The sequence below is a fragment of the Dyella telluris genome, assembly GCF_014297575.1.
In the GTDB taxonomy this organism is placed as follows: Bacteria; Pseudomonadota; Gammaproteobacteria; order Xanthomonadales; family Rhodanobacteraceae; genus Dyella; species Dyella telluris.
The window spans coordinates 1,496,654-1,521,849 of record NZ_CP060412.1; the positions used below are offsets into that span (position 1 = coordinate 1,496,654).

The 25,196-nt window shown below is 65.3% G+C and carries 15 protein-coding genes and 1 riboswitch; of the genes, 9 read left to right on the forward strand and 6 right to left on the reverse strand.

The window, feature by feature from the left end:
• The first annotated feature begins 18 nt into the window (after positions 1-18).
• Together H8F01_RS06895 and H8F01_RS06900 are read left to right on the forward strand one after the other, a co-directional pair.
• On the forward strand, positions 19-963 hold the full coding sequence (locus H8F01_RS06895) for a DegV family protein (RefSeq protein WP_187058271.1): 945 nt from the start codon (positions 19-21) through the stop codon (positions 961-963).
• Positions 964-989: 26 nt separating this feature from the next.
• The gene (locus H8F01_RS06900) at positions 990-1,622 is read left to right on the forward strand and encodes a DUF4124 domain-containing protein (protein WP_187058272.1); all 633 of its coding nucleotides are present in this window, start codon (positions 990-992) and stop codon (positions 1,620-1,622) included.
• 1,872 nt (positions 1,623-3,494) lie between these two features.
• Here the strand turns inward: H8F01_RS06900 and H8F01_RS06905 are convergent.
• On the reverse strand, positions 3,495-4,277 hold the full coding sequence (locus tag H8F01_RS06905; protein WP_187058273.1) for an SDR family oxidoreductase: 783 nt from the start codon (positions 4,275-4,277) through the stop codon (positions 3,495-3,497).
• A 94-nt stretch (positions 4,278-4,371) separates the two neighbouring features.
• On the opposite strand from H8F01_RS06905, the gene H8F01_RS06910 reads away from it, so the two are divergent.
• The 3 genes from H8F01_RS06910 to metE all read left to right on the forward strand — a co-directional run bounded on the left by H8F01_RS06910 (position 4,372) and on the right by metE (position 8,255).
• A complete protein-coding gene (locus H8F01_RS06910) occupies positions 4,372-4,590 on the forward strand; it encodes a hypothetical protein (protein WP_187058274.1) in 219 nt (72 codons plus the stop codon).
• A gap of 57 nt (positions 4,591-4,647) precedes the next feature.
• On the forward strand, positions 4,648-5,469 hold the full coding sequence (locus H8F01_RS06915) for an ABC transporter ATP-binding protein (protein WP_187059193.1): 822 nt from the start codon (positions 4,648-4,650) through the stop codon (positions 5,467-5,469).
• A 62-nt stretch (positions 5,470-5,531) separates the two neighbouring features.
• Positions 5,532-5,767: riboswitch (cobalamin riboswitch) on the forward strand.
• Positions 5,768-5,963: 196 nt separating this feature from the next.
• A complete protein-coding gene (gene metE, locus H8F01_RS06920) occupies positions 5,964-8,255 on the forward strand; it encodes a 5-methyltetrahydropteroyltriglutamate--homocysteine S-methyltransferase (RefSeq protein ID WP_187058275.1) in 2,292 nt (763 codons plus the stop codon).
• A gap of 78 nt (positions 8,256-8,333) precedes the next feature.
• On the opposite strand, the gene sppA is transcribed toward metE, so the two are convergent.
• Together sppA and H8F01_RS06930 are read right to left on the reverse strand one after the other, a co-directional pair.
• The gene (gene sppA, locus H8F01_RS06925; protein ID WP_187058276.1) at positions 8,334-10,196 is read right to left on the reverse strand and encodes a signal peptide peptidase SppA; all 1,863 of its coding nucleotides are present in this window, start codon (positions 10,194-10,196) and stop codon (positions 8,334-8,336) included.
• 129 nt (positions 10,197-10,325) lie between these two features.
• On the reverse strand, positions 10,326-11,693 hold the full coding sequence (locus H8F01_RS06930) for an MATE family efflux transporter (protein WP_187058277.1): 1,368 nt from the start codon (positions 11,691-11,693) through the stop codon (positions 10,326-10,328).
• Between the two features lie 139 nt (positions 11,694-11,832).
• On the opposite strand from H8F01_RS06930, the gene H8F01_RS06935 reads away from it, so the two are divergent.
• The 4 genes from H8F01_RS06935 to tal all read left to right on the forward strand — a co-directional run bounded on the left by H8F01_RS06935 (position 11,833) and on the right by tal (position 17,946).
• Positions 11,833-12,951, forward strand: a complete 1,119-nt coding sequence (locus H8F01_RS06935; RefSeq protein WP_187058278.1) for a DUF3667 domain-containing protein — start codon at positions 11,833-11,835, stop codon at positions 12,949-12,951.
• Positions 12,952-13,422: 471 nt separating this feature from the next.
• Complete coding sequence (locus H8F01_RS06940) at positions 13,423-15,591, forward strand: primosomal protein N' (RefSeq protein WP_187058279.1); 2,169 nt, start codon at positions 13,423-13,425, stop codon at positions 15,589-15,591.
• Positions 15,592-15,651: 60 nt separating this feature from the next.
• A complete protein-coding gene (locus H8F01_RS06945) occupies positions 15,652-16,968 on the forward strand; it encodes an NAD(P)/FAD-dependent oxidoreductase (protein WP_187058280.1) in 1,317 nt (438 codons plus the stop codon).
• A gap of 24 nt (positions 16,969-16,992) precedes the next feature.
• Positions 16,993-17,946 (forward strand): transaldolase, encoded by a 954-nt coding sequence (gene tal / locus H8F01_RS06950; RefSeq protein WP_187058281.1) that lies wholly within the window; start codon positions 16,993-16,995, stop codon positions 17,944-17,946.
• A gap of 1,246 nt (positions 17,947-19,192) precedes the next feature.
• On the opposite strand, the gene H8F01_RS06955 is transcribed toward tal, so the two are convergent.
• From H8F01_RS06955 to H8F01_RS06965, 3 genes are read right to left on the reverse strand one after another with little or no spacing between them, the layout of a single operon-like run.
• Positions 19,193-20,656 (reverse strand): efflux transporter outer membrane subunit, encoded by a 1,464-nt coding sequence (locus H8F01_RS06955; RefSeq protein WP_187058282.1) that lies wholly within the window; start codon positions 20,654-20,656, stop codon positions 19,193-19,195.
• Positions 20,643-21,842: an efflux RND transporter periplasmic adaptor subunit gene (locus H8F01_RS06960; protein ID WP_238481177.1), complete on the reverse strand. Its 1,200-nt coding sequence runs from the start codon at positions 21,840-21,842 to the stop codon at positions 20,643-20,645. The genes H8F01_RS06955 and H8F01_RS06960 overlap by 14 nt, the downstream gene beginning before the upstream one ends.
• Positions 21,835-25,044, reverse strand: a complete 3,210-nt coding sequence (locus tag H8F01_RS06965) for an efflux RND transporter permease subunit (RefSeq protein ID WP_187058284.1) — start codon at positions 25,042-25,044, stop codon at positions 21,835-21,837. Before H8F01_RS06965 ends, H8F01_RS06960 begins: the two co-directional genes overlap by 8 nt.
• Positions 25,045-25,196: the final 152 nt, after the last annotated feature.

The following is a 25,196-nucleotide window of genomic DNA, read 5'->3' on the forward strand; positions in this document are numbered from 1 at the left end:
CACCGGGGAGTCACAAACATGCGGATGGGTTTAGCCATCGATGCGGCCTGCGATCTGCCGCAGGCTTTCCTGCAAGAACACAACGTCGCGGTGATGCCCATCACCATCCAGGTCGACGATGAAGTCTTCATGGACAACCGCAACCAGGTGGAGCTTCACCGGTTCCTGGACCGAAAGCTCGGCAGTCGCAGTCATTCGGCCGAGACCATCCCCTGCTCCGTCGAGGACGTGCAGAAGCTGTTCCTCGAGAAGCTGGTGCTGGAGAACGATTGCGTTTTCTGCCTCACCATCACCGCCACGCGCAGTGCCATCAACGAGCACGTGAACAAGGCCAGCTTCGCGGTGCTCAAGCATTACCGCGACGTGCGCGAGAAGAACAACATGAGCGGGCCGTTCCTGATGCGCGTGGTCGACACCCGCACGCTGTTCGCTGGTTCCGGCCCGTGCATTGTCGAGGCCGCACGCCTGATCGCCGCGGGCGAGCAGCCGGCAGCCATCCGCGAACGACTCACCCATATCGCCAACAACTCCTACGGCTACATGCTGCCGCGCGACCTGTACTACCTGCGCGCGCGTGCCAAGAAGAAAGGCGACCGCAGCGTGGGCCTGGTCAGCGCCATGCTCGGCTCGGCGCTGGACATCAAGCCGCTGCTGCGTGGCTACCGTGGCGAAACCGGCCCGGTGGGCAAGGTGCGCGGCTTCGAACACGGCGCGGAGACGCTGTTCAACTACACGGCGCAGCGTGTGCGTACCGGCCTGCTGGTGCCCGCGGTCTGCGTCAGCTACGGCGGCGAACTTAGCGAACTTGCCAAGCTGCCCGGCTATGACGGCCTGCGCGCGGCCTGCGATGAAACCGGTGTCGCGCTGATGGAAGCCCCGATGAGCATCACCGGCATGGTCAACGTTGGCGAAGGCGCCGTCACGCTCGGCTTCGCCGCTGAAGAGCACGTCGCCGAGTTCTGAGCGCTTCGACTTTCAGGAGGGTTTGCATGATCCGCCTGTACCTGCTCGCGCCGCTCCTGCTGCTTAGCGTGCCCGCCGCGGCGGGCACGGCGTACCAATGCACGGACGCCGGCGGCAAGGTGTCGTTCCAGGACAAGCCCTGCGCCGGCGCACAGCGCCAGCAGGTGCTGCATCTGGACGATTCGCAGCCCGTCGCCACGCCGGCGCCCCGGCCCTCCGATGCACCGGTATTCGAAACCGTGCCGCCACCGGCGCCACCAGCCCAGCCGTACACTCCCCTGCCGGTGTTGTACGCGTGCGTGCGCGCCACCGATGGCAAGCCCTACACCAGCAGCAACGGCGATCCCCAGCCCTACCAGGTTCCCTACGGCATCCTCGGTGCTTCGGCACTGCCACTGTCCCAGGTTTACGGCGGACCCGGCGCCGCCGGCGCCTCCGCCCCCGAACTCAACCGCGGACGCATCACCACCGGCTTGATCGCCAATCACTACGTATGGGTGCAGGACCAGTGCCGCGAACTCACCCGGCCAGAAACCTGCCATGCCCTGCGCGATGCCTACGACGACAACGCCACCAAACTGCGCCGCGCCTTCAAGAGCGACCAGCCACCACTGGAGCAGCGTGACCAGGAGCTGCGCGCCCAGCTGCACAACTGCTGAGCCCGGCCTGAGCAAAGATTGACCAATGTCATGCAAGTGCCTGCCACGGAACGGCCATTGGCAGTTGTGCACAGGCTTGCTACCAGGGTTTCCCCAATCGCTGTGGAAAACACGCGGAGATGCCGCATCGGGGTGCTGTCGAAAATCTGCGCATGATGGTGAAACTCTCACGCTGGCGCGTACTTGCGTGATCTGTCCACAGGCTTACCCCTGTGCATTCCACATGTGCTGTGGAAAACGCGGCGTGTTGCGGTGTCAGGGTGGTGTCGAAAGTCTGCGCAGGATGGTGAAACACTCGCACCGGCGCGCACTTGCGTGATCTGTCCACAGGCTTGCCCCTGTGCATTCCACATGTGCTGTGGAAAACGCATCGTGATGCAGCGTCGGCACGCTGTCGAAAATCTACGCATGATGGTGAAACTCTCGCACCGGCGCGCACTTGCGCAATCTGTCCACAGGCTTGCCCCATGGCATTCCACATGTGCTGTGGAAAACGCGTGGTGAGGTGGCGTCGGCATGGTGTCGAAAATCTACGCATGGTGGTGAAACTCTCGCGCTGGCACGCACTTGCGTGATCTGTCCACAGGCTTACCCCATTCCGTTCCACATCTGCTGTGGAAAACGCGTGTGACGCGGTGTCAGCGTGGTGTCGAAAATTTGCCCACGATGGTGAAACTCTCGCGCAGGCGCGTACTTGCGTGATCTGTCCACAGGCTTGCCCCATGGCACTCCACATGCGCTGTGGAAAAGATGCGCGGGGCTGCTGCGAATGTAGGCAGGATGATGAAACGGTATCGCTGGCGAGGACTTGCGTGATCTGTCCACAGGGTTGCACAGCGGGAATCCACATTGGGTGTGGAAAAGTGCGTTGGGTTCGTTTGTTAGACCGCTATGTTGTCGCGACCTGGCTCGCCTGCCGCGGGCTTCCGACCTCCTGCCGGAGGCCGGGTTACTTTCTCTTGCGTGCCCAAGAGAAAGTAACCAAAGAGAAGGGCACCCCATCGCGGCGCTGGCCGATAGAGCCGGCCAGTGCGTGAGGGTCGGCCGGGCTTTTCGACAGGGCGTCCTGCCCTGTCGAAAAGGGATCGGCATCCTTGCCGATCCCCCTGCGGGCCTGTCGTCCGCCCCTCACCGCCGCTCAAGGGGGCGGGTAGGTCAAAAGCCAGAGCCAGAGCCGAAGGCTCGTGCAGCTGCGCTGCACATCGCGACGCGATGACACATCGAGTGCCGGCCTAGCTTCACTGTAGGAGCGCACCCTGTGCGCGACAGCCGGACGGAGCGGTATCGACATGGCGCTGCGGTCGCGCACAAGGTGCGCTCCTACAGGGGGTGTCTCGCACCGTGTGAAGCCCGTTTCTTTCTCGCCTCAGTGCTCATTCCAGTCCTCTCCCGAACGGGAGAGGACGAGCGACAAGTGATGTTCAACGTGAACACCCAAGTGGCAAGGAAGGAGGTGCCTCGTAGAGGCACGACGCTCCGCGTTAAGTCCTCAGGGCTTTGGCGCGTTGCGAAGCGCTTTGCAGTACCCGCTGTGTAGAGGCGAAGGTTGCCAAGCAACACCGTTCCTCAGCCGTTCGGGCTTATCCCATCGGCATGCTGCCAGCCTTTAAGGCCATTTCTTTGGGTTACTTTTCTTTGGGCCAGCAAAGAAAAGTGACTCGGCCTCCGGCAGGAGGTCGAAACGCCTCCGCTGCGTAAGCGGCCAGGTCGCCGCCACGCACGAGACCGAAGGCCAAGAACAGAGAAGCTCGATTCCCGCCTTCGCTGGAATGACGCCTCTGATCAATCGATCGGGCAAGCGTGGCCCCTCACCCCAACCCTCTCCCCAAAGGGGAGAGGGAGCAAGAGCAACGAGTGCAATCCACCCCACCCTCAAAACCCGTAATTCAAAAACCCCCCATCCACCGCCAACACCTGCCCCGTCACATAACTCGCCGCCGGCAGGCACAGAAACGCGATCGCCGCCGCCACTTCTTCCGGCTCACCAATGCGCCGCAACGGCGTGCGATCCAGCACCTCGTCGAGGTACTCGTCGTTTGCCAGCGCCGGTTCCGACCGCTGCGTGCGGATATACCAGGGCGCCACCGCATTCACGCGGATGCCATCCGCTGCCCATTCCACCGCAAGGTTGCGGGTGAGTTGATGCAGGGCCGCCTTGGTCATGCCATAGGGTGATCCCGTGCGCACATGTGTCACACCGGACACCGATCCCACGTTCACGATGGCCGCGTTGGCGTGCTGCACCAGCTGCGGATGCGCAAGGCGGCACATTTCGAAGGCGGAAAACAGGTTCTGCTCGAAGATCAGGCGGTACTCGTCTTCGCGATAGGCGAGCGTCGGCGCCGGACGATTGCCGCCCGCGTTGTTCACCAGCAGCGAGAGGGGTGCGCCGAGATCTGCTACCCAGTCAAACACGGCAAGCCGGTCTTCCTGCTCGCTCAGGTCGGCATCGAAAGCCAGCACCTCGATGCCCGGGAAGTCATCCAGCAACTCGATGCGCACTTGTTCCAGGTAATCACCGTCGCGGGCAACCAGCAGAAGATTGGCGCCCAGCCCGGCGAGTTCACGGGCGGTGGCGTAGCCGATGCCCTTGCTGGCACCCGTGATCAAGGCGGTATGTCCCTGCAGCTGCCATGCGTCGATGCGTGCGTTCATGCGCCGAGCTTAGAGCCTGTACGCGTTTCCAGCCAAGTTTTGTCGGCTACCATGCAGCCAACAGCGTTGGAACCATCTTTCGGCGAGGTCTTCCATGAAACGGCTCATTCCCCTGCTATGCCTGCTCACGCTTGCCGCCTGCTCCGGCAAGCCGCCCGCGCCGGAATCGGCACCGGCCACGGCCAGCACGGCGCGCGTCGCCACACCCTGGGACGCCATGGAGAAGGACAAGCAGCGTGCCGCCGACGTGCAGAAAACAGTGGACGAGCAGGCCAAAAAGCAGCAACAGCAGATCGAAGCCGCGCAGCAATAAGGCTCGTCAGGCGAGGGTACTTGGCAAATGGACGTCCGGACGGGCATGGTGTCCGGCATGAATGCCCATCACGACGAACTCGCCACCGCGCCGCTGCTGGATATCGACGATGCCAGCGTGATGCGCGGTGATCGGCTGATCCTCGACAGCTTCAGCCTGCGCATCGACGCCGGCCAGCACACCGCCATCCTCGGCGCGAATGGTGCCGGCAAATCCACCCTGGTGCGCCTGATCACGCGCGAGCTCTACCCGCTTGCGCGCAGGGATGGCCGTGCATCCATGCACGTGTTCGGTCGCGAGCGCTGGCATGTCTCCGATCTTCGCGGGCTGCTCGGCATCGTCTCGCCATCACTGCAGCACGACTGCACCACGGATGCCACGCTGGAAGTGGCCGAGGCGGTGCTGTCCAGCTTCTTTGCCGCGCAGCGGCTGGGCCTGAATCACCACGTGACGGCCGCCATGCGCGAACGCGCCGATGAAGCCCTGGAGCAGGCCGGCGCCACGCACCTGCTTGGCCGCACCATGGCCAGCCTGTCCACGGGCGAGGCGAGGCGCGTGCTGATTGCCCGCGCACTGGTGCACCGGCCGCGCGCCCTGCTGCTCGATGAACCCTGCGCCGGACTGGACATGGCCAGCCGGCGCCGCTTCCTGGAAAACTTGCGCGGCCTCGCGCGCCATGGGACCACGCTATTGCTGGTGACCCATCACGTGGAGGAGATCCTCCCCGAGATCCAGCAGGTGGTGCTGCTGCGCGACGGGCAGCTGCTCAGGCAGGGCAGCAAGAACGACGTACTCACCGGCCCCCTGCTGTCCGAAACGTTCGGCATGCCGGTTTGCGTGGAGCGTCACGGCGACTACTTCAGCGCCGCCATCGCCTGAGGGACATCCGGACGTCCATCCGTCCAACCGTCGAAACGCTTGACGGGCCGGACGGCGGAAGCGTACTTTTGCGTCGCTGGTGGCTTTCATCCCTTCATCGCGATGAAGGGATGAAATTAAAAGGGAAGCCTGTGCGGCCCAACCGGGCCAATTCCGGCGCTGCCCCGCAGCGGTGTGTGGAAACAACCTTCGCCATGAGCACTGGTCCTGACGGACCGGGAAGCGGCGGACAGTAGGCGAGGCATCGACATGCCTCATGTCCACGAGCCCGAAGACCTGCCCCGGCCGGGAGGCTTGTCCTCCTGACAGACCTGGAGCTTCCGCGGGGAGGCAGCCGGATGCTGCGTCGTGGCCACGCCCACGGCGCGCGCCTCCGTGCCTGCTCGCGCAAGACCCGGTTCGCCCGAGGGGGCGAAGGTCGCTGGCGTGCAGGTGGAAGCCGCTCGCCGCAGTTCCTTCGTTCCTCATTCATCACGAATCGAGGACACGTAATCATGACTACCGTTACCAACCTGGGCTTTCCCCGCATGGGCCCACGACGCGAACTCAAGCATGCGCTGGAGGCGTACTGGCACGGCGAAAGCACGGCGCAGCAGCTGGAGGAAGCCGCGCGCTCACTCCGGCGCAGGCACTGGGAGCTGCAACGCGAGGCCGGTGCCGACATCGTTCCCTGCAACGATTTCTCGCTGTACGACCATGTGCTGGACATGGCCTTCCTGTTCGATGCCATACCCGAACGCTATCGCCCGCTGGTCGAGCGCGATGCACATGCCGGCTACTTCGCGCTGGCGCGCGGATGGCAACAAGATGGCCTTGATCTCCACGCGCTGGAGATGACCAAGTGGTTCGACACCAACTATCACTACCTGGTGCCTGAGCTCCATGCGGGGCAGACCTTCCGTCTGCGCGGGAACAAACCCGTCGACGAGTTCATCGAGGCGCGCGAGCAGGGTTTCGAAGCTCGTCCCGTGCTCTTGGGGCCGGTGAGCTTCCTGCTGCTGTCCAAGGCCGTGGATGGCAGCGATTGCCTCGACCTGCTGGACCGTTTGCTGCCTGTCTATGCGCAATTGCTGGCCCGGCTGAGCCAGGCGGGCGCGGAATGGGTACAGATCGACGAACCCTGCCTGGTGCTGGACCAGGACGGCGATGACCATGCAGCCTATCGCAAGGCATATCGCGCGCTCGCGGATGGCAACCGCCCGAAGCTGTTGCTCGCTACCTATTTCGGAGCGCCCGCCGACAATCTCCCGCTCGTTGCAGAGCTGCCGGTCGATGGCCTGCACGTGGATCTGGTGCGCGCGCCCGAACAGCTCGACGCCGTGCTTGATGCGCTGGGCGAGGAGAAGATCCTCTCGCTGGGCCTCGTTGATGGCCGCAACGTCTGGCGTGCCGACCTGGACCGCGCACTGCGAACGCTGCGCCGCGCGCACGATCGCTTCGGTGGCCTGCGCGTGCAGATCGCCCCCTCCTGCTCGCTGTTGCACGTACCGGTGGATGTCGCCGTGGAAACGTCCCTGCCGGACGACCTGCGCTCCTGGCTCGCCTTCGCGACGCAGAAGATCGGCGAACTGCGCATTCTGGCAAATGCTGTCAAAGGCCGCGTCAGCGCCTACGCGGCCCTGGATACCGCGCGCGCGCAATGGGTATCGCGCCAGCAATCGCCGCGTGTGCATCGTGCCGAGGTCGCCCAGCGCGTGGGTTCGGTCACCGCATCGCAGCTTGCACGCCGCTCCGCGCATGCGCGTCGCAAGCACGCCCAGCAGGAACGACTTGGCCTGCCGCTGTTCCCCACCACGACCATCGGTTCGTTTCCACAAACCCATGAGGTTCGCGAGGCACGCGCCCAGTTCAAGTCACGCAAGCTGTCCGCCGTTGCCTATGAGGCGTTCCTCGAAAGCGAGACGAGGCGCTGCGTGCGTTTTCAGGAGGAGATCGGCCTGGACGTGCTGGTGCATGGCGAGTTCGAGCGCAACGACATGGTGGAGTACTTCGGCGAACAGCTGGACGGCTTTGCCTTCACCAGGCTTGGCTGGGTGCAGAGCTATGGCTCGCGTTGTGTGAAGCCGCCCATCATCTACGGCGACGTGCAGCGCCCCGCGCCCATGACCGTGCGCTGGTCATGCTACGCGCAGTCGCTCACCCCTCGCCCCATGAAAGGCATGCTGACCGGCCCGGTGACGGTGCTGCAATGGTCGTTCGTGCGCGACGACCAGCCGCGCGCCACAACGTGCCGGCAGATCGCCCTTGCGCTGCGCGACGAAGTGCTCGACCTCGAAGCCGCCGGCATCGGCGTGATCCAGATCGATGAGCCGGCGTTGCGCGAAGGCCTGCCGCTGCGCCGCAAAGACTGGCGTGGGTATCTCGCATGGGCGGTGGAAAGCTTTCGTCTCACGGCCGCGGGCGTGCGGGACGAAACGCAGATCCACACGCACATGTGTTACTCGGAGTTCAACGACATCATCGAGGCGGTGGCGGCGATGGATGCGGACGTGATCTCCATGGAAACCTCGCGCTCGCGCATGGAACTGCTGGAAGCCTTCGTGCAGTTCCGCTATCCGAACGACATGGGCCCCGGCGTGTATGACATCCATTCGCCGCGTGTGCCGAACGTCGAGGAGATGACGGCATTGCTGCAGAAGGCTGCCGATGTGCTTCTTCCCGGGCAGCTCTGGGTCAACCCGGATTGCGGGCTGAAGACCCGCGGCTGGGCCGAAGTACGGGATGCGTTGGCGGCCATGGTGTCTGCAGCCCGACGCATGCGTGAGGTGGTCACGGTCGAGGCATGAAAAAAGCCGCCACCGGCAATCGGTGGCGGCTCTGTCTTCATCCACGTGGCCGCGTTATCGCGCGGCCACGTCACGCGCTCAACGTGGCGAACAGAAGCAGTAGGCGTAGACGTTCGGACGCCCTGCCTGCGCCGTGCGCAGCAGCTTCAGCTCCGGCGCCATGGTGTCGATATGGGCGACCCACGCCGGCAGGTGCACGCCATACGACTCGGCCACCTGCACCATCGCGCTTTCGTTGAGGCCGATCAGGAACTGCTCGAAGCCGCCCATGGGCTCTTCGACATAACGCACCGGCGCATCCTTGGCCAGCTTGGCGCGCTGCCCGGCGTCGGCCACGGCTTCACCGAGGCCACCGAGCTGGTCGACCAGACCGCGATCTTTCGCCTGCTGACCGGTCCACACGCGACCCTGCGCGATGGTGTCGATGGCGTCATAGGGCTTGCCACGCGCCTTGGCCACCTGGCCGACGAAATCGCGGTAACCCTTCTCGATGGTGGCCTGGATCACCGTGCCTACCTTGGGATCGAGCGGACGCGTGATGTCGAACGCACCAGCCAGCGGGCTCGTGCCCACGCCGTCGCTCTTCACGCCCAGCTTGTCCAGCGTGCCCGGCACGGTCATCACCATGCCGAAGATGCCGATGGAGCCCGTGATGGTGTTGGGCTCGGCGAAGATGCGATCGGCATTCATCGAGATCCAGTAGCCGCCGCTGGCCGCCACGTTACCCATCGACACCACCACCGGAATGCCGGCTTCGCGCGTCAGCGCCACTTCGCGACGGATCTGCTCGGCGGCATAGACCTCGCCACCCGGCGAGTTCACGCGCAACACCAGCGCCTTGGTGCGCTTGTCTTCGCGCGCGGCGCGGATCAGCGCGGCGGTGGAATCGCCACCCACTTCACCCTGCGGCTGCTTGCCGCCGGTGATCTCGCCTTCGGCCACCACCACGGATACGCCAGGCGTCGTGGCGTCGTCGTCGGTCAGCGTTGCCGCATAGCGCTGCAGCGATACCTGGCGGAAGCCTTCGCCCTTCTTGCCGGCGGGTACGCCTTCCTTGCGCATCATGGCGATGACTTCCGCCGGCGTGGCAACGCCGTCGACCAGATGCTGCTCCAGCGACAGCTGGCCAAGATCGCCCTTGGCGCCGGCGATCTTCTCCGGCAGCGTGTCGATATCCGAACGCAGCGTGGCCGGCTCCAGCTTGCGCAGCTTGGCCACTTCGTCGATGTAGGTATCCCACAGCCCGCCCATCCAGAAGCTGTCGGCCTCCTTCGCTTCGGGCGAGGCGTGATCGAGGATGTACGGCTCGGCCGCGCTCTTGAACTGGCCGACGCGGAACAGGTGCACATCCACGCCCAGCTTGTCGAGCAGGTCCTTGTAGAACAGCCGGTAGTTGGCCAGGCCGGTGATCATCACGCCGCCCTGCGGGTCGACCAGCACGCGGTCGGCATGCGCGGCGAGGTAGTACTGACCCTGATCAAGGCTCGGCGCCCACACCACGACCGGCTTGCCGGCAGCGCGGAAGCGATCCAGCGCCGCCCCCACTTCGCGCAGCGCGGCGAAACCGCCGCCCTGCAGTTCGCTGGGCTCGAGCAGGATGCGGGTGATGCGTGCGTCCTTGGCGGCCGCGTCGATGGCGCCAACCAGGTCGCGCAGCTGCACCTGCTTGGGCGGGTTGCCCGACAGGCTGGCCAGCGTGCGCTGCAGTGGATCGATGCTGTACTGCTCGACCAGTTCGCCCTTGGGCTTGATGACCAGCACGCTGTCGCTCAGGACGACGTGCTCGCCGCGCGTCGCCGCCAGCCCGACCAGCAGCACCAGCAGGATGACGAACAGGATGGCGAAGAAAATCAGGTTGAGGATGGTCAGCCTGACGATGTTGATGCCGCGTCCGATGACGCAGAGAAATGCCCAAAAGCCGTTGGAACGGGGCTCCGCCATTGCATGGTTCCTCACGAGGTCCGCGACAGCGTAGCTGTTCGCGGCATGAAGGTCATGTAGTGCAAGCGGCACATGGCGCCGCCCTGCACCCGCCCCTGTGCAGGGCGCGGGCATGGCGCGTCGGCCGGATCAGGCAGGTTGTTGCCAGCGCCCGCGCAACGCGCTGCGGCAGAAGCGGGTGAACAGCAGGATGGCCGCCATGGTGAGGCCGGCAATCAGGCCGATCCACATGCCCCGCGCGCCCATGCCGTGCGGGAAAGCCAGCCACCAGCCCACCGGCATGCCCACGCCCCAATAGGCGAACAGGGTGATCACCATGGGCACGCGCGTGTCCTTGAGACCACGCAGGGCGCCATTGGAGGTGACCTGGATGCCGTCGGAAAACTGGAACAACCCGGCCAGCACCATCAACTGTGCAGCCAGCGCGATCACCCCGGCGTCGTGCGTGTAGGCACGCGCCAGCACGTGCGGCAGGGTCAGCATCACCGTCGAAGAGACGGTCTGCACGCACAACGCCAGGCCCACGCCGCACAGGCCCGCGTAACGCACGCCCTGCGCATCACCACGACCCACCGCATTGCCCACGCGCACGGTGATCGCCATCGACAGTCCCAGCGGCACCATGAAAGCGATGGTCGCCACACTCAGCGCCACCTGGTGACTGGCCACCACCGTCTCGCCCAGCGTCGCGATGACCAGCGCCACCGCCACGAACAGGCCGCCTTCGGCCAGCAGGGTGACGGCCATGGGGCCGCCGATCTTCACCAGCTCCAGCAGCATGTGCGGCCGCGGCCAGGCCAGCCCTTCGCGCAGGTTCACGTCGCGATAGGCCGGGTGTTTGATCACGAAGAGCAGGAACGCCAGCATCTCCAGCCACAGCACCGTGGCGGTGGCGATGCCGCTGCCCAGCGAACCCAACGCCGGCAGGCCGAACTTGCCGTACATCAGCACGTAACCCAGCGGCGCCAGCACCAGCAGGCCGCCAAAACCGAAGTACATCGACGGCCGCGTCATCGACAGGCCTTCAGAGAGGCCGCGGATGGCGAAGTAACTCGTCATGGCCGGCGCCGCCCAGCTGATGGCATGCAGGAAGTGCGTCACGTCGGTGCGCAGCGTCGGCACCACGCCGATCCAGCCGAGCAAGGGCGTGGCATGGCGCACCAGGAACCACAGCACGATGCCCATGCCCCAGGCCAGCCACATGGCCTGCACGAACACCGCGCCCACTTCGTGGCGACGGCCGGCGCCATCGAGCTGCGCCACCGATGGGGGCACCGCCATCATCATGCCCAGGCCACTGACCAGGGCCAGCGCCCAGATGCTGACGGCCGTGGTAACCGCCGCCTGCACGTGCGCGCTCAGATGCCCCGCAAGCACGGCATCGACGAAATTGGGACCGACCGCGGCAAGTTGCGCGGCGATCAAGGGAAGGGCAAGGCGCACGGTAGCGCCAACCTCGTGCGCCACCCTGGCGCGGTCGGGGCGGAAAGACAGCATAGAAGGACTCCTGAAGCGACAGTCTAACCCACTCCTGTCGCGAACCTTGCCCACGCTAACGGCCGCCAAGGGACCACGGCAGCTGTCTGCGAAAGCCGCTTGTGCCAACATCGCGGGCTGATGATCCCGGGGGAGAGGCATGAGCAAGGAAATCGTGTCGTTCGAGGGCGTGCACTGCGCCAACTGCAGTACACCGATGCAGGGGGAGTTCTGCCACGAGTGCGGGCAATCCATCCACACCGTGCTGCGCCCGATGCACCACATGGTGGAAGACACGCTGGACATGGTGCTGCACGTGGACGGCCGCGTGATCCACACCCTTCCCCCGCTGTTCCTCAAGCCCGGCTTCCTCACGCTTGAATACTTTTCCGGTCGCCGCCAGCGCTACGTGGCGCCGTTCCGCCTGATGTTCGTGCTGGCGCTGCTGGCGTTCTTCGTGTGCCACCTGGTGGTGGGCAGCGCCGACCTGTTCCATGTCGGCCCCCAGGCCAGTGCCGGCACCGGCCAGTTCGCCAAGGACACCACGCCCGACGCGGTGCGGGCGCATTTTGAGCAGATGCGCCAGGACATCGAGAAGTCCAAGGAACACAGCGACAAGAAGGCGAAGCACTTCAACCGGCTGGTCAATGAGGAACGCGACCACGCCAACCACCGGCTGATCGAACTCCACGCCACGCCGATGCCCAACGTGAGCGTCGAGGACATGGACTTCACCTCTGATGCCATCGACATTCCCTGGCTGCCGGCCGCCATCAACCACAGCCTCGACCGGGCCAGGATCCGCGCCACGACCAACTTCCGCGAGATCCAGAACGGCGGCGAACAGGCGACGGAAGCCGAAGAGCGCGTCATCTCCTCGGTGTTCCACGTACTGCCCCAGACCATGTTCGTGCTGATGCCGCTGTTTGCCCTGCTGCTGAAGTTCACCTACCTCTTCAAGCGCCGGCTCTATATGGAGCACCTGATCGTGGCGGTGCACAGCCACGCCTTCCTGTTCCTGTGCCTGTTGCTGGGCCTGTTGCTGTACTCCCTCGGGGGCTGGCTGCAACCCCACGCCGCGTGGGTGGGCACACCCGTGCGCGTGCTGCTCTGGGCGCTGTGGGCCTGGTCGCTGGTCTACCTGCTGCTGATGCAGAAGCGGGTGTATCGGCAGGGCTGGTTCATGACGATCGTGAAGTACCTGTTTGTCGGCTGGTGCTACACGATCCTGGCGTCCGTGGCGCTCACCTGCGCGGGCATCCTGGGCATGACGAACTGATCGCCGGCCTACACTCTTTTGTGACGCAAATCACACAGAAATCGCGTAGCCGCGCGCCTTCGGCAGTCTTCGACGGCGCCTCCATGCGGGGTTTTGCACAGCGTCACAAGCCTGTCAAGGCAAGTCCCGTGCCTATGGCAGTTAGATGAACGCCAGTCGTCCGACAAATTTAAATGACTGTATTTAAAGATATTTATTGGGTGGCTAAAACTTGAACAGGGCGTACGGAAAGGCGTTTTCATGCGCCTCAGGGGGCTCCTTCAACGGCCCATCCACAGAGTTATCCACAGAGCCTGTGGATAAGATGAAAAGCCCCCTGCCGATAGTCACTTAGCTGTCCTTTCTAGATGACAGGCGAGCAACCCGCCGCAAGCCATCGCCCGCCCGTTGATCGACCTCCCGCCTGATTTGCCCGACCGCCATCCCGCCGCGTGCAACAGGCCGGTTACACTTCGGGGCCGAGAGGTATTCATGCCCGCTGTCCTTCGCGTTGCCCTGCCGGTACCCCTGCCCACCCTGTTCGACTACCTGCCGCCCGCCACCGGCGAGGCGTTCGCGGGCAGCCGGGTGCTGGTGCCGTTCGGCAAGGGCAAGGCGGTGGGCGTGGTGGTGGAGGCCGGCGTGGAAACCGCCGTGGGCAACGCCCGGCTCAAGCGGGTGCTCCGCGTGCTGGACGACGCCCCTCTGCTCGACGCCGAACTGATGGCCACCCTGGCCCGCGCCGCTGACTACTGGCTGGGCGCCCCGGGCGAGGCCTACGCCAACGCCCTGCCGCTGGCCCTGCGCGAAGACCGGCCCCTGCCCGACCTGCACGAAGAAGCCTGGACGCTGACCGAAGCCGGCCGCAGCGCGCTCGACGCCGGCAGCCGCCGCGGTGGCAGCCGCGCCCTGCTGGAAGCGCTCTCGCGTGGCCCGCAGACCGCCGAACTGCTGCACGAGATGCTACCCGGCTGGCGCGATGCGGCACGGCGCCTGGACGAGGCCGGCCTGATCGAGCGCACCCGCGCCAACGCCGCCGCGCCGGCCCCGGTCACCGCCGCCCCGGTGCTGAGCGACGAACAACGCCAGGCCGTGGAGGTCATCGGCCAATCGCTGGGACGCTTCCAGCCATTCCTGCTCGATGGTGTCACCGGCAGCGGCAAGACCGAGGTGTACCTGGCGCTGATCGAGCAGGTCATCGCCCAGGGCAAGCAGGCCCTGTTGCTGGTGCCGGAAATCGGCCTGGCGCCGCAGACCGTGCGACGCCTGCGCGACCGCCTCGGCGTCGCCGTGCAGGTTCTGCACTCCAACCTTGCCGAAGGGGATCGCGCACGCGCCTGGCTGCGCGCGCGCACCGGCGAAGCCAAGGTCATCCTCGGCACCCGTTCGGCCATCTTCACCCCGCTGCCGCATGCCGGCCTGATCGTGGTGGACGAAGAACACGACAGCGCCTACAAGCAGCAGGAAGGCTTCCGCTATCACGCGCGTGACCTCGCCATCCTGCGCGGGCGCGCGCTGGATGTACCGGTCGTCCTCGGCTCGGCCACGCCATCGCTGGAATCGCTGGCCAACGTGCAGGCTGGCCGTTATCGCGCGCTGCATCTGCGGGCGCGCCCGGGGGCAATCCGCCCGCCACAGGTGCAGATCGTCGACATGCGCGCGCAACGCCTTGAGCACGGTCTTTCGCCTGCCCTGCTCGCTGCCGTCAGCGACACGGTGGCGCGCGGCGAACAGGCACTGGTGTTCCGCAATCGCCGGGGCTATGCCCCCGTACTGCTGTGCTACAGCTGCGGCTGGCATGCGGAATGCCCGCGCTGCGAACACCCGATGACGCTGCACGTGGGACGTCGCGCGTTGATCTGCCACCACTGCGACTACACCACGCGCATGCCGGGGCAATGCCCCTCGTGCTTTTCGCCGGAACTGAAGCCGCAGGGACAAGGCACCGAACGGCTGGAAGAAGCACTGGCCGCGCACTTCCCCGACGTGCCGGTGATGCGCATCGACCGCGAAACCACCCGCCGTCGCGATGCCTTCGAGCAGCTGCTGGAAGGCCTGCACGAAGATCGCCCGGCCATCCTGGTCGGCACCCAGATGCTGGCCAAGGGCCACGACCTGCCCAACCTCACCCTGGTGGCCATCGTAGGTGTCGACGAAGGCCTGCACAGCGTCGATTTCCGCGCGAGCGAGCGACTCGCGCAGCTGGTGGTGCAGGTGGCCGGCCGCGCCGGTCGCGCGAAGAAACCCGGCCGCGTGGTGCTGCAGACCCACCATCCCGATCATCCACTGCTGCGCCAGTTGCTGGCGCAGGGCTATGCCGCTTCCGCCCAGACCCTGCTGGAAGAACGCCGCAGCGTGCAGCTGCCGCCATTCGGCCATCAAGTGCTGCTGCGCGCCGACTCGCATCAGCGCGAACACGTGGACGCCTTTCTCGCTGACGCCGCGAATGCGCTGGCCGGCGCACCTTTGCAACTGGCCGGCCCCATGCCGGCGCCCATGCCACTGCGCGCGGGACGCCATCGCGGCCAGCTGCTGATCGAGGCGGAAACCCGCGGCGCGCTGCATGGCGCCTTGAGACCCTGGTACCCAACGCTGTCGACGCTGCCCTCGGCGCGTCGCGTGCGGTGGTCACTCGACGTCGATCCCATCGACCTCTATTGAGCAACGGGACGACGCGAGACCTTCAATGATTCTCTTCACTTTGAAAGCGAGAGGCATCACATGGAAGGCAATGGATCGTCAGACACCCATCCTCATGTCGTCATCCTCGGCGGCGGCTTTGGCGGCCTTGCGGTGGCGCGTGAACTGGCCAACACCGACGCGCGCGTCACGCTGATCGACCGCCGCAATCACCATCTTTTCCAGCCACTGCTGTACCAGGTGGCCACCGCGGGACTTTCCGCGCCCTCCATCGCCGCACCGCTGCGGCAGATCCTGCGCAAGCAGGCCAACGTCACCGTGTTGATGGACGAGGCGCGCGACGTCGATCTCCAACACCACACCGTGAAGCTCGCGCGCGGTGATATCACCTACGACGCACTGGTCGTCGCCACCGGCGCCACGCATGCCTACTTCGGCCACGACGAATGGGAGCGCCACGCGCCCGGCCTGAAAACTCTGGAAGACGCCTTTGCCATCCGTCGTCGCGTGCTGGTGGCCTTCGAACGCGCCGAGCGCGAGGAAGACCCGGAACAGCGGCAGGCATGGCTCAACTTCGTCATCGTCGGCGGCGGCGCCACCGGCGTGGAACTGGCCGGCACCGTGGCGGAAATCGCGCGACACACCCTGCCACGCGAATTTCGCCGCGCCGATCCGCGTCGCGCCAACGTGCTGCTGGTGGAGGCCGGCCCGCGCTTGCTGCCGGCCTTTGATCAGGATCTCTCGGACAAGGCGCGGCGCCAACTGGAGAAACTGGGCGTGCAAGTACGCCTTGGCACCTCGGTCACCGACATCGATCCGGCGGGCGTCATGCTCGATGGCACACCCTACCCCGCGCGCACCGTGCTGTGGGCCGCGGGCGTTGCCGCCTCGCCGCTGGGCGCCATGCTGGGCACCCCGCTGGATCGCGCCGGCCGCGTGCGGGTCGAGCCCGATCTCAGCCTGCCGGGACACCCCGACGTCTTCGTCATCGGCGACCTGGCCGCCGTCACCCAGGCCAACGGCAAGCCCGTGCCAGGCGTGGCGCCGGCCGCCAAACAGATGGGACGCTATGTGGCCGAGCTGCTCAAGGCGCGCTGGCGTGGCCAACCTGCCGGCCAACCCTTCGCCTACCGCGACGATGGCGCACTGGCCACCATCGGCCGCATGGCCGCCGTGGCCCAGTTCGGGCGGGTGAAACTCTCCGGCATCCTGGCCTGGTGGGTCTGGCTGATCGCCCATATCGCCTTTCTGATCGGCTTCCGCAATCGGCTGGTGGTGATGCTGGACTGGGCCTGGGCCTACTGGACCTACCAGCGCCACGCCCGCATCGTCACCGGCATCGATGAACGGACAGACGCACAAACGGCTTTGCCCAAAGACGCTCAGGGTGGAAAATGAGCGCTTTCCTTGCCGGACAACGCCGTGTCTTCCCAACTTGAACAGCTGCGCCAGTACACCACCGTCGTCGCCGACACCGGTGATATCGAAGCCATTGCCCGTTGGCGCCCGGTGGACGCCACCACCAATCCGTCCCTGCTGCTGAAGGCCATCGAGAACCCCGCGTTCGCGCCGGTGATCGAGGAGTCCGTGGCGTGGGCCAAGGGCAAGAGCAACTCGCGCGAACAGCAGTTGGTGGACGCCAGCGACCATCTCGCCGTGGCCGTGGGTCGCAAGATTGTCGAACTGGTGCCGGGTCGCGTGTCCACCGAAGTGGATGCGCGCCTCTCCTTCGACGTCGACGCCTCCATCGCAAAGGCCGAGCGCCTGGTGCAGCTTTACGCCGATGCCGGCGTGGGCCGTGATCGCATCCTGATCAAGCTGGCCTCCACCTGGGAAGGCATCCGCGCGGCGGAGCAGCTGGAAAAGCGCGGCATCAACTGCAACCTCACCCTGCTGTTCTCGTTCGAACAGGCCGTGGCCTGCGCTGAAGCCGGCGTGTTCCTGATCTCGCCGTTCGTCGGCCGCATCATGGACTGGTACGTCGCCAACACCGGTACCAAGACCTACACGCCGGACGAAGACCCGGGCGTGAAGTCCGTGCGCAAGATCTACGCCTGGTACAAGGAACACGGCTTCCAGACGGTGGTGATGGGCGCCAGCTTCCGCAACATCGGCCAGATCCAGGCCCTCGCCGGCTGCGACCGCCTGACCATCAGCCCGGACCTGCTGGAAAAGCTGGACCAGGACAGCTCGGCCCTGCCGCGTGCACTCAACGATGGTGGCGCCAGCAAGACCAAGCCCAAGCCGATCACCGAAGCGGAATTCCGCTGGGGTCACAACGAAGATGCCATGGCGACGGACAAGCTCGCCGACGGTATCCGCAAGTTTGCGGTGGATCAGCGGAAGCTTGAGAAGTTGTTGACGGAAAAGTTGTAAGAGGGATGAAGGGGGCCGGCGAATCGCCGGCCTCTTTTTTGGTTGGTTGTGGCGCTGATGCGATCTGCGCGATGGCCTGCTCTACTCCCTCTTCCCTGCGGGGAGAAGGTTGGGGTGAGGGGGCAGCCTGGCCTCACTGCTTCATTCTTTTGACCGTCATTCCCGCGAAGGCGGGAGGCGCTTTTCAACCGCCGAAGGGCGGGTCATCTAGTGTCTTTGCTCTCGGTCTTTGCTCTCGGTCTTTGCTCTCGGCCTCTGGTCTCGCGCGTTCCCGCTGGACGGCCGCTTACGCAGCGGAGGCGTTTCGACCTCCTGCCGGAGGCCGAGTCACTTTTCTTTGCTGGCCCAAAGAAAAGTAACCCAAAGAAATGGCCTTAAAGGCTGGCAGCATGCCGGTGGGATAAGCCCGAACGGCTGAGGAACGGTGTTGCTTGGCAACCTCCGCCTCTACACAGCGGGTACTGCAATGCGCTTCGCAACGCGCCGAAGCGGAGAGGACTTAACGCCGAGCGTCGTGCCGCGAAGCGGCACATCCTTCCTTGCCACTTGGGTGTTCACGTTGAACATCACCTGTCGCTCGTCCTCTCCCGTTCGGGAGAGGACTGGGGTGAGCACTGAGGCGAGAGAGAAACAGACTTCACACGGTGCGAGACACCCCTGTAGGAGCGCACCTTGTGCGCGACCGCAGCGCCATGTCGATTCCGCTCCGTCAGGTGGTCGCGCACAGGGTGCGCTCCTACAGTGAAGCTAAGCCGGCACTCGATGTGTCATCGCATCGCGATGTGCAGCGCAGCTGCACGAGTCTTCGGCTCTGGCTCTGGCTTTTGACCTACCCGACCCCTTGAGCGGCGGTGAGGGGCGGACGACAGGCCCGCAGGGGGATCGGCAAGGATGCCGATCCCTTTTCGACAGGACAGGGAGGTCCTGTCGAAAAGCCCGGCCGACCCTCACGCACTGGCCGGCTCTACCGGCCAGCGCCGCGATGGGGGTGCCTTTTCTTTTGGTTACTTTTCTTTGGGCAAGCAAAGAAAAGTGACCCGGCCTCCGGCAGGAGGTCGGAACGCCCGCCGCGTAGGCGGCCAGGTCGCGATACCACAACAACCGAAGGCCAAGAACAAAGTCACTGGCCCCCTGCCCCCTTTTGCGGGGTTCGCAGGGCTGACGGCTAAAGAATGAAACGATGAGGCAAGGTTGCCCCCTTACCCCAACCCTCTCCCCACAAGAGCGAGGGGAATCCGCGTAAGCGTCACTTCAACCCGCGCGCCTTGGCATCCTCCGCCAGATGCGGCACCGACACATCATCCACCTGCCATCCACCACCCAACGCCCGCACCAACTGCACACTCGCGCGCAACTGGTTCGTCTGCAGCGACAGCAGGCTCAGGTTCGCGTTGAGCGAATCCACCTGCGCCGTCACCACGTCGAGATAGCTGTTCGCGCCCTGCTTGTACAACGCAGTCGCCAGCTTCAGCGAACGATCCGCGGCCGTGGTCGCATCCTTCTGGTCCACGAGCGCGTTTCCGTAGTTGTTGATCAGTGACTGGTTGTCTTCCACCTGCTGGAAAGCGGTGAGCACCGTGCCGCGATACTGGGCGCTAGCCTGATCGAACGCGGCGTGCGCCTGAGCCACCTTGCCGCGGCGGCGACCGCCATCGAACACGTCCAGCAACAGGCTGGGGCCCAGTGCCCACATGGCGCTCGGCGCCGTGAGCAGGTTGCCCCACGCGCCGCTCTGGTAGCCACCGCCGGCGCTCAGCGTCAGCGAGGGGAAGAACGCCGCGCGCGCCACGCCGATCTGCGCATTCGCTTCGGCCGCGCGCCGCTCGGCGGCGGCGATATCCGGCCGACGTTCCAGCAGGGTCGAGGGCATGCCCACCGGAATCACCGGCAGGTTCGGCAGGTCCGTCTTCGCGTCGATCCTGAAGGTCGATGCGGACTGCCCCACCAGCACGGCCACGGCGTGCTGCAGCACTTCTCGCTGCGCCCTGGTCTGCGAAAGCTGTGACTTGGCAGAGGAAAGCTGCGACTGCGCGCGATCCACATCCAGTCCCGACACCGCGCCACCGGCATGCAGCGTGGTGGTGAGCTGCAACGCGCGCTGGTAGGCGTCAACGGTTTTCTGCAGCAGGTCGATCTGGCGATCCGCACCCATCAGCTGCAAGTAGGTATCGGCCAGCGTCGCTTCCAGGCTCAGTCGCGTCGAAGCCAGATCCGCCGCGGACGCCTGCATTTCCGCACGCCCGGCGGCGACGTTGTCACGCACGCGGCCCCACAGGTCGACTTCGTACGATGCCTGCGCGGAGGCCGAGTACAGATCGTAGTACTCAGGCGAGGTCGCGCCATGCAGCGGCGAGTTGAGCGACGCGCGATTGCGCGTGGCACCGGCACCGGCCGACACCTGCGGGAACAGGTCGGCGCGCACCTGCGCCAGCACGTCGCGCGATTGCCGGTAGCTGGCGAGCGCGGCGGCAAGATCGGCGTTGTGCTCGATCAGCTGCTGCTCGAGCCCGTCGAGGCGCTCGTCGCCGTAGAGCTTCCACCAGCCTTCGCGCGGCAACTGGTCGGACGGCTGCGCCGTGGTCCATGGGCCGGCGTTCTGGTACTGCTCGGCCACCGGCGCGTCGGGCGCCTTGTAGGTCGGCGCCATCGAGCACGCGCCCAGCGCCAGGGTAGCGGCGATGGTCGCGGCGATGCGATTAGGCTTTTTCATGGGGCTTGCCCGCCTGCGGGTTCTTGGCAATGCGCACCTCGTCACCGTCGGCAAGGCCATCAGGCGGGTTGATCACCACGCGGTCGGTGGGCGCCAGGCCCGAGCCCACTTCGATGGACTTGCCGTAGTCGCGGCGGATGGTCACGGGCTTGAAGTGAACGTGGTCGTTCGCATCCAGCGTCGCCACGCGCAGGCCCTTGTCGTCGAAGATCAGTGCTTCCGCCGGCACGCGCAAGCCCAGCGCACCCGAGCCGATCTTGAACTTCACGCTGGCGTAGCTGCTCGGCAGCAGCTTGCCATCGGGGTTGTCGACCATCAGCTGCACCAGGGTGGTGCCGGAGGTCGGCGAGATCGCGCGCGCATCAGCCTCGACCTTCGCGGTGAACGACTTGCCCGGATACTCGGGAACGGTCAGCGTGGCCTCGTCGTTGCGATGGATGGCCGGCGCATACACCTGCGGCACCTGCACGTACACGCGCAGCTTGCTCGTATCGGACACGGTGAACAACGGCGTGCCGGTACCGCTGGCATCGGCGGTGATCAACGCACCGACGTCGGTGTTGCGCGCGGTCACGCGGCCATCGAACGGAGCAACGAGCCTGGCATAGGACTTGAGCGCCTTCAGGCGGTCAACGTTCGCCTGCGCGGCATTGGTCTGCGCCTGCTTGGCCGCGAGATCGCCGTTGTACTGATCCACCGACTGCTGCGAGACCGAATCGGGATCGGTCTGGCGCAGCACCTGCCAGCGCTTGGCCGTGGTGGCGGCGAGCGCGGCGTTGGCCTTGGCCGTGGCGAGGTCTGCCTGGGCCTGCAGCAACTGCTGGTCGAGATCGGGGGTATCGATGATGCCGAGCACGTCGCCCGTCTTCACCGTCGCGCCGATGTCTTTCTCCCACGACTTCAGGTAACCACTGGTGCGTGCGTAGATCGGCGCGTTGGTGAACGCATCCATCTGCGCCGGCAGTTCCAGCGGCGAGGAGCCGTTGGCCGATTCCGGCTCGGAGATCACCACGGTGGGAATGGCCTGCTCGTCCGTCCACTGGTGCAGGCTGCGGGCGTCGGACAGGCGGCTGGCAACGCCGATGACCACGACCGAGACGCAGAGGACGGCGCCGATCACGGCGGCCAGGCGCAGTCGACGCGGCGACGGCGTGTGTTCGGGAAGCGAATGCAGATGCTCAGACATGGGCAGGTACTCCGGCATAGTCAGCCGAATCGGAATCAACCGTGCGCTTGTAGTGCGCATGGACAATGGAGAAGACGACAGGAACGAAGATCAGCGTGGCCGTGGTGGCGAACAGCAGGCCGCCGATGACGGCACGGCCCAGCGGCGCGTTCTGCTCGCCGCCGTCGCCCAGGCCCAGGGCCATCGGCACCATGCCGATGATCATGGCCAGTGCGGTCATCAGCACGGGGCGGAAGCGCACGAAGCCTGCTTCGCGTGCCGCCAGCACCGCGTCGCCGTGCACCGCCAGGCGCTCGCGGCAGAAGCTCACCACCAGCACCGAGTTGGCCGTGGCCACGCCCATGCACATGATGGCGCCCGTCAACGCCGGCACCGACAACGTGGTGCGCGTAATGAACAGCATCCACACGATGCCGGCCAGTGCAGCGGGCAGCGCGGTGATGATCACGAACGGGTCAGTCCACGACTGGAAGTTCACCACGATCAGCAGATACACCAGCACCGCCGAACCCAGCAGGCCGAGCAGCAGGCCGTAATAGGCATCGTGCATGGTCTGCACCTGGCCCAGCAGCGCAACGCTCGCACCCTTGGGCAGGTCTTTCCTGGTGTCGTCCAGCACCTGGCGGATGTCGTTGGCCACCGCGCCCAGGTCCCGACCTTGCGTGGCGGCGTAGATTTCCACCATCGGCAGGATGTTGTACTGGCTCACGATGGAGTTGCGATGCGTGCGCGTGACGTTGGCCAACGCACCCAGCACCTGCGCATTGCCGCCGCTCTTTGCCGTGATGGGCAGGTTGTTGAGCTGCGCCAGCGACTCGAGCTGGTACTGCGGCACCTGCGCCGAGATCGGATAGGTGACGTTGTTGTCCGGATTCAGCCAGAACGTCGGAGCCACCTGCGCCGTACCGGACAGGTCCGCGAGAAGGCTGCTGGTGACATCCGCCTCGGTGAGGCCAAGCAGCTGCGCACGGGTGCGATCCACATCGATGCGGAAGGCCGGCTGGGCCTGCGACTGCTGCAGTCGTGCATCGACCACGCCCGGAATCTGGCGGAGCTTGTTGAGCACTTCGTTGGCGTAGGCAAAGTTCTGCTCGAGGTTGCGACCACGGACCTGCAGGTCGATCGGCGCCGGCGAACCGAAGTTCAGGATCTGGCTGACGATGTCCGCCGGCGGGAACGAGAACGTGGACCCAGGGAACAGGCGCGGCAGCTTCTCGCGCAGGATCTTCACGTACTCCGCGCTCGGGCGGTGGCCTTCCTTCAGCGAGATCTGGATGTCGCCGTCCGATTCGCCCACTTCGCCCGTGTTGTTGTAGATCGTGTTGATCGAGCTCTGGTACTGGCCGATGTTGTCCACCAGCACGTCCACTTCCTTCGGCGGGATGACCTGGCGAATGGCCTTCTGGATATCGGCGAACTCCGCTGCCGTGGTTTCCACGCGCGTTCCCACCGGCACGCGGACATGCACCAGGATCTGGCCGCCATCCACGTCGGGGAAGAAGTTGCGGCCCAGGCCCGGCAGCAGCGCGAAGGACAGCACCACGAAACCGAGGAAGCCGAACACGAACACCTTGCGGTGCTTCAGCGCCAGGTTCAGCAGGCCGCTGTAGCCGGCACGGAACACCTCGAAGCGATCGACGAAACCACGCTGGAAGCGGCCAAGAGCGGTCTTCGGCGGCGGCAGCGGCAGGTGCTGGCCGTGCTCGTCCACGGTCGGCGGGTGTTCGTGCAGCAGGTACTTCGCCATCGTCAGCACGAGCGTGCGCGACAGGATGAAGGAGAAGATCATGGCGAAGATCACCGCTTCCGCCATCGGCACGAACAGGTAACGCGCCACGCCCGGCAGGAAGAACATCGGCACGAACACGATGCAGATGCAGCACAGCGAGACGAAGGCCGGCACGATGATCTGCGCCGAACCGTCCACGATCGCGGTGATGACGTCCTTGCCCTGTTCAAGGTGCCAGTTGATGTTCTCGATGGTCACCGTGGCTTCGTCCACCAGGATGCCCACCGCCAGCGCCAGGCCGCCCAGCGTCATGATGTTGAGCGTCTGGCCGATGGCCGAGAGCGTGAACACCGAGCCCAGCACGGCCAGCGGAATCGAGGTGGTGATGATCAGCGTGGAGCGCCAGCTGCCCAGAAACAGCAGGATCATCAGGCTGGTAAGCGCGGCGGCGATGATGCCTTCGCGGACCACGCCGTCGATCGACGCACGCACGAACAGCGACTGGTCGCCGATGGGCGTCACGGTGAGGTTGTCCGGCAGTGCGCCCTTCATTTCCGTGAGCTTTTCGCGTGCACCCGCCACGATGGCCAGCGTGGAGGTGGAACCGTTCTTCAGGATCGACAGCAACGTGGAGCGCACACCGTCCACATGCACGATGTTGGTCTGCGGCGGATTGCCGTCGCGCACGTGGGCCACGTCACGCACGTAGATCGTGGTGCCGTTCACTTCCTTCACCGGCAGGTCTTCGAGCTCCTGCACGTGGATGGCCGCATTGTTCAGCTCCATCACGTATTCGTACTTGCCGATTTTCTGCGTGCCGATCGGGCTGATCTGCTGCTGGTTGGCCAGCGCATTGGCCACGTCCTGCGTCGACAGGCCACGCGCCTGCAACGCGCCAGGATCCACGTCCAGCTGGATCTGGCGCGTCTTGCCGCCGAACGGATAGGGAATGGCCGCGCCCGGCACCGTCACCAGCTGCGGTCGCAACTGGTTGAGGCCCAGATCGCCCAGCTGCTGCTCGGACAGGCCCTTGCCCGACAGCGCCAGCTGCAGGATCGGCACCGTGGACGCGTTGTAGTTGACGATCAGCGGCGGTGTGGCGCCGGCCGGCATCTGCTTGAGGATGGTCTGCGCAATCGCGGTGACCTGCGCATTCGCCGTGGCGATGTTTACGCCCGGCTGGAAGTAGATCTTGGTGATGCCCATGCCATTGATCGACTCCGACTCGATGTGTTCGATGTCGTTGACGGTCGTGGTGAGCACGCGCTCGAAAGGCGTGTTCATGCGGCCGGACATCTGGTCGGGCGTCATGCCGGTGAACTGCCAGGAAACGGCAATCACCGGAATGTCGATGTCCGGGAAGATGTCGGTGGGCGTACGTACGGCTGACATCACACCAAAGATGAGAATGGTCAGCGCGAGAACAACAAAAGTGTAGGGCCGCGTAAGCGCGATCCGGACGATGCCAAGCATGCGGGGGATTTCCGTGCGCGAAATGATGCGTCGCGGCAAATTTTCGCATGCACCGGATGTCGACTGGACGACACCCCGGATGAAGATAATTTCATGTTGCCCGGATCAGGGCGTTTCAGCGCCACATGAAAATATCTTCATGCGGCATCAGG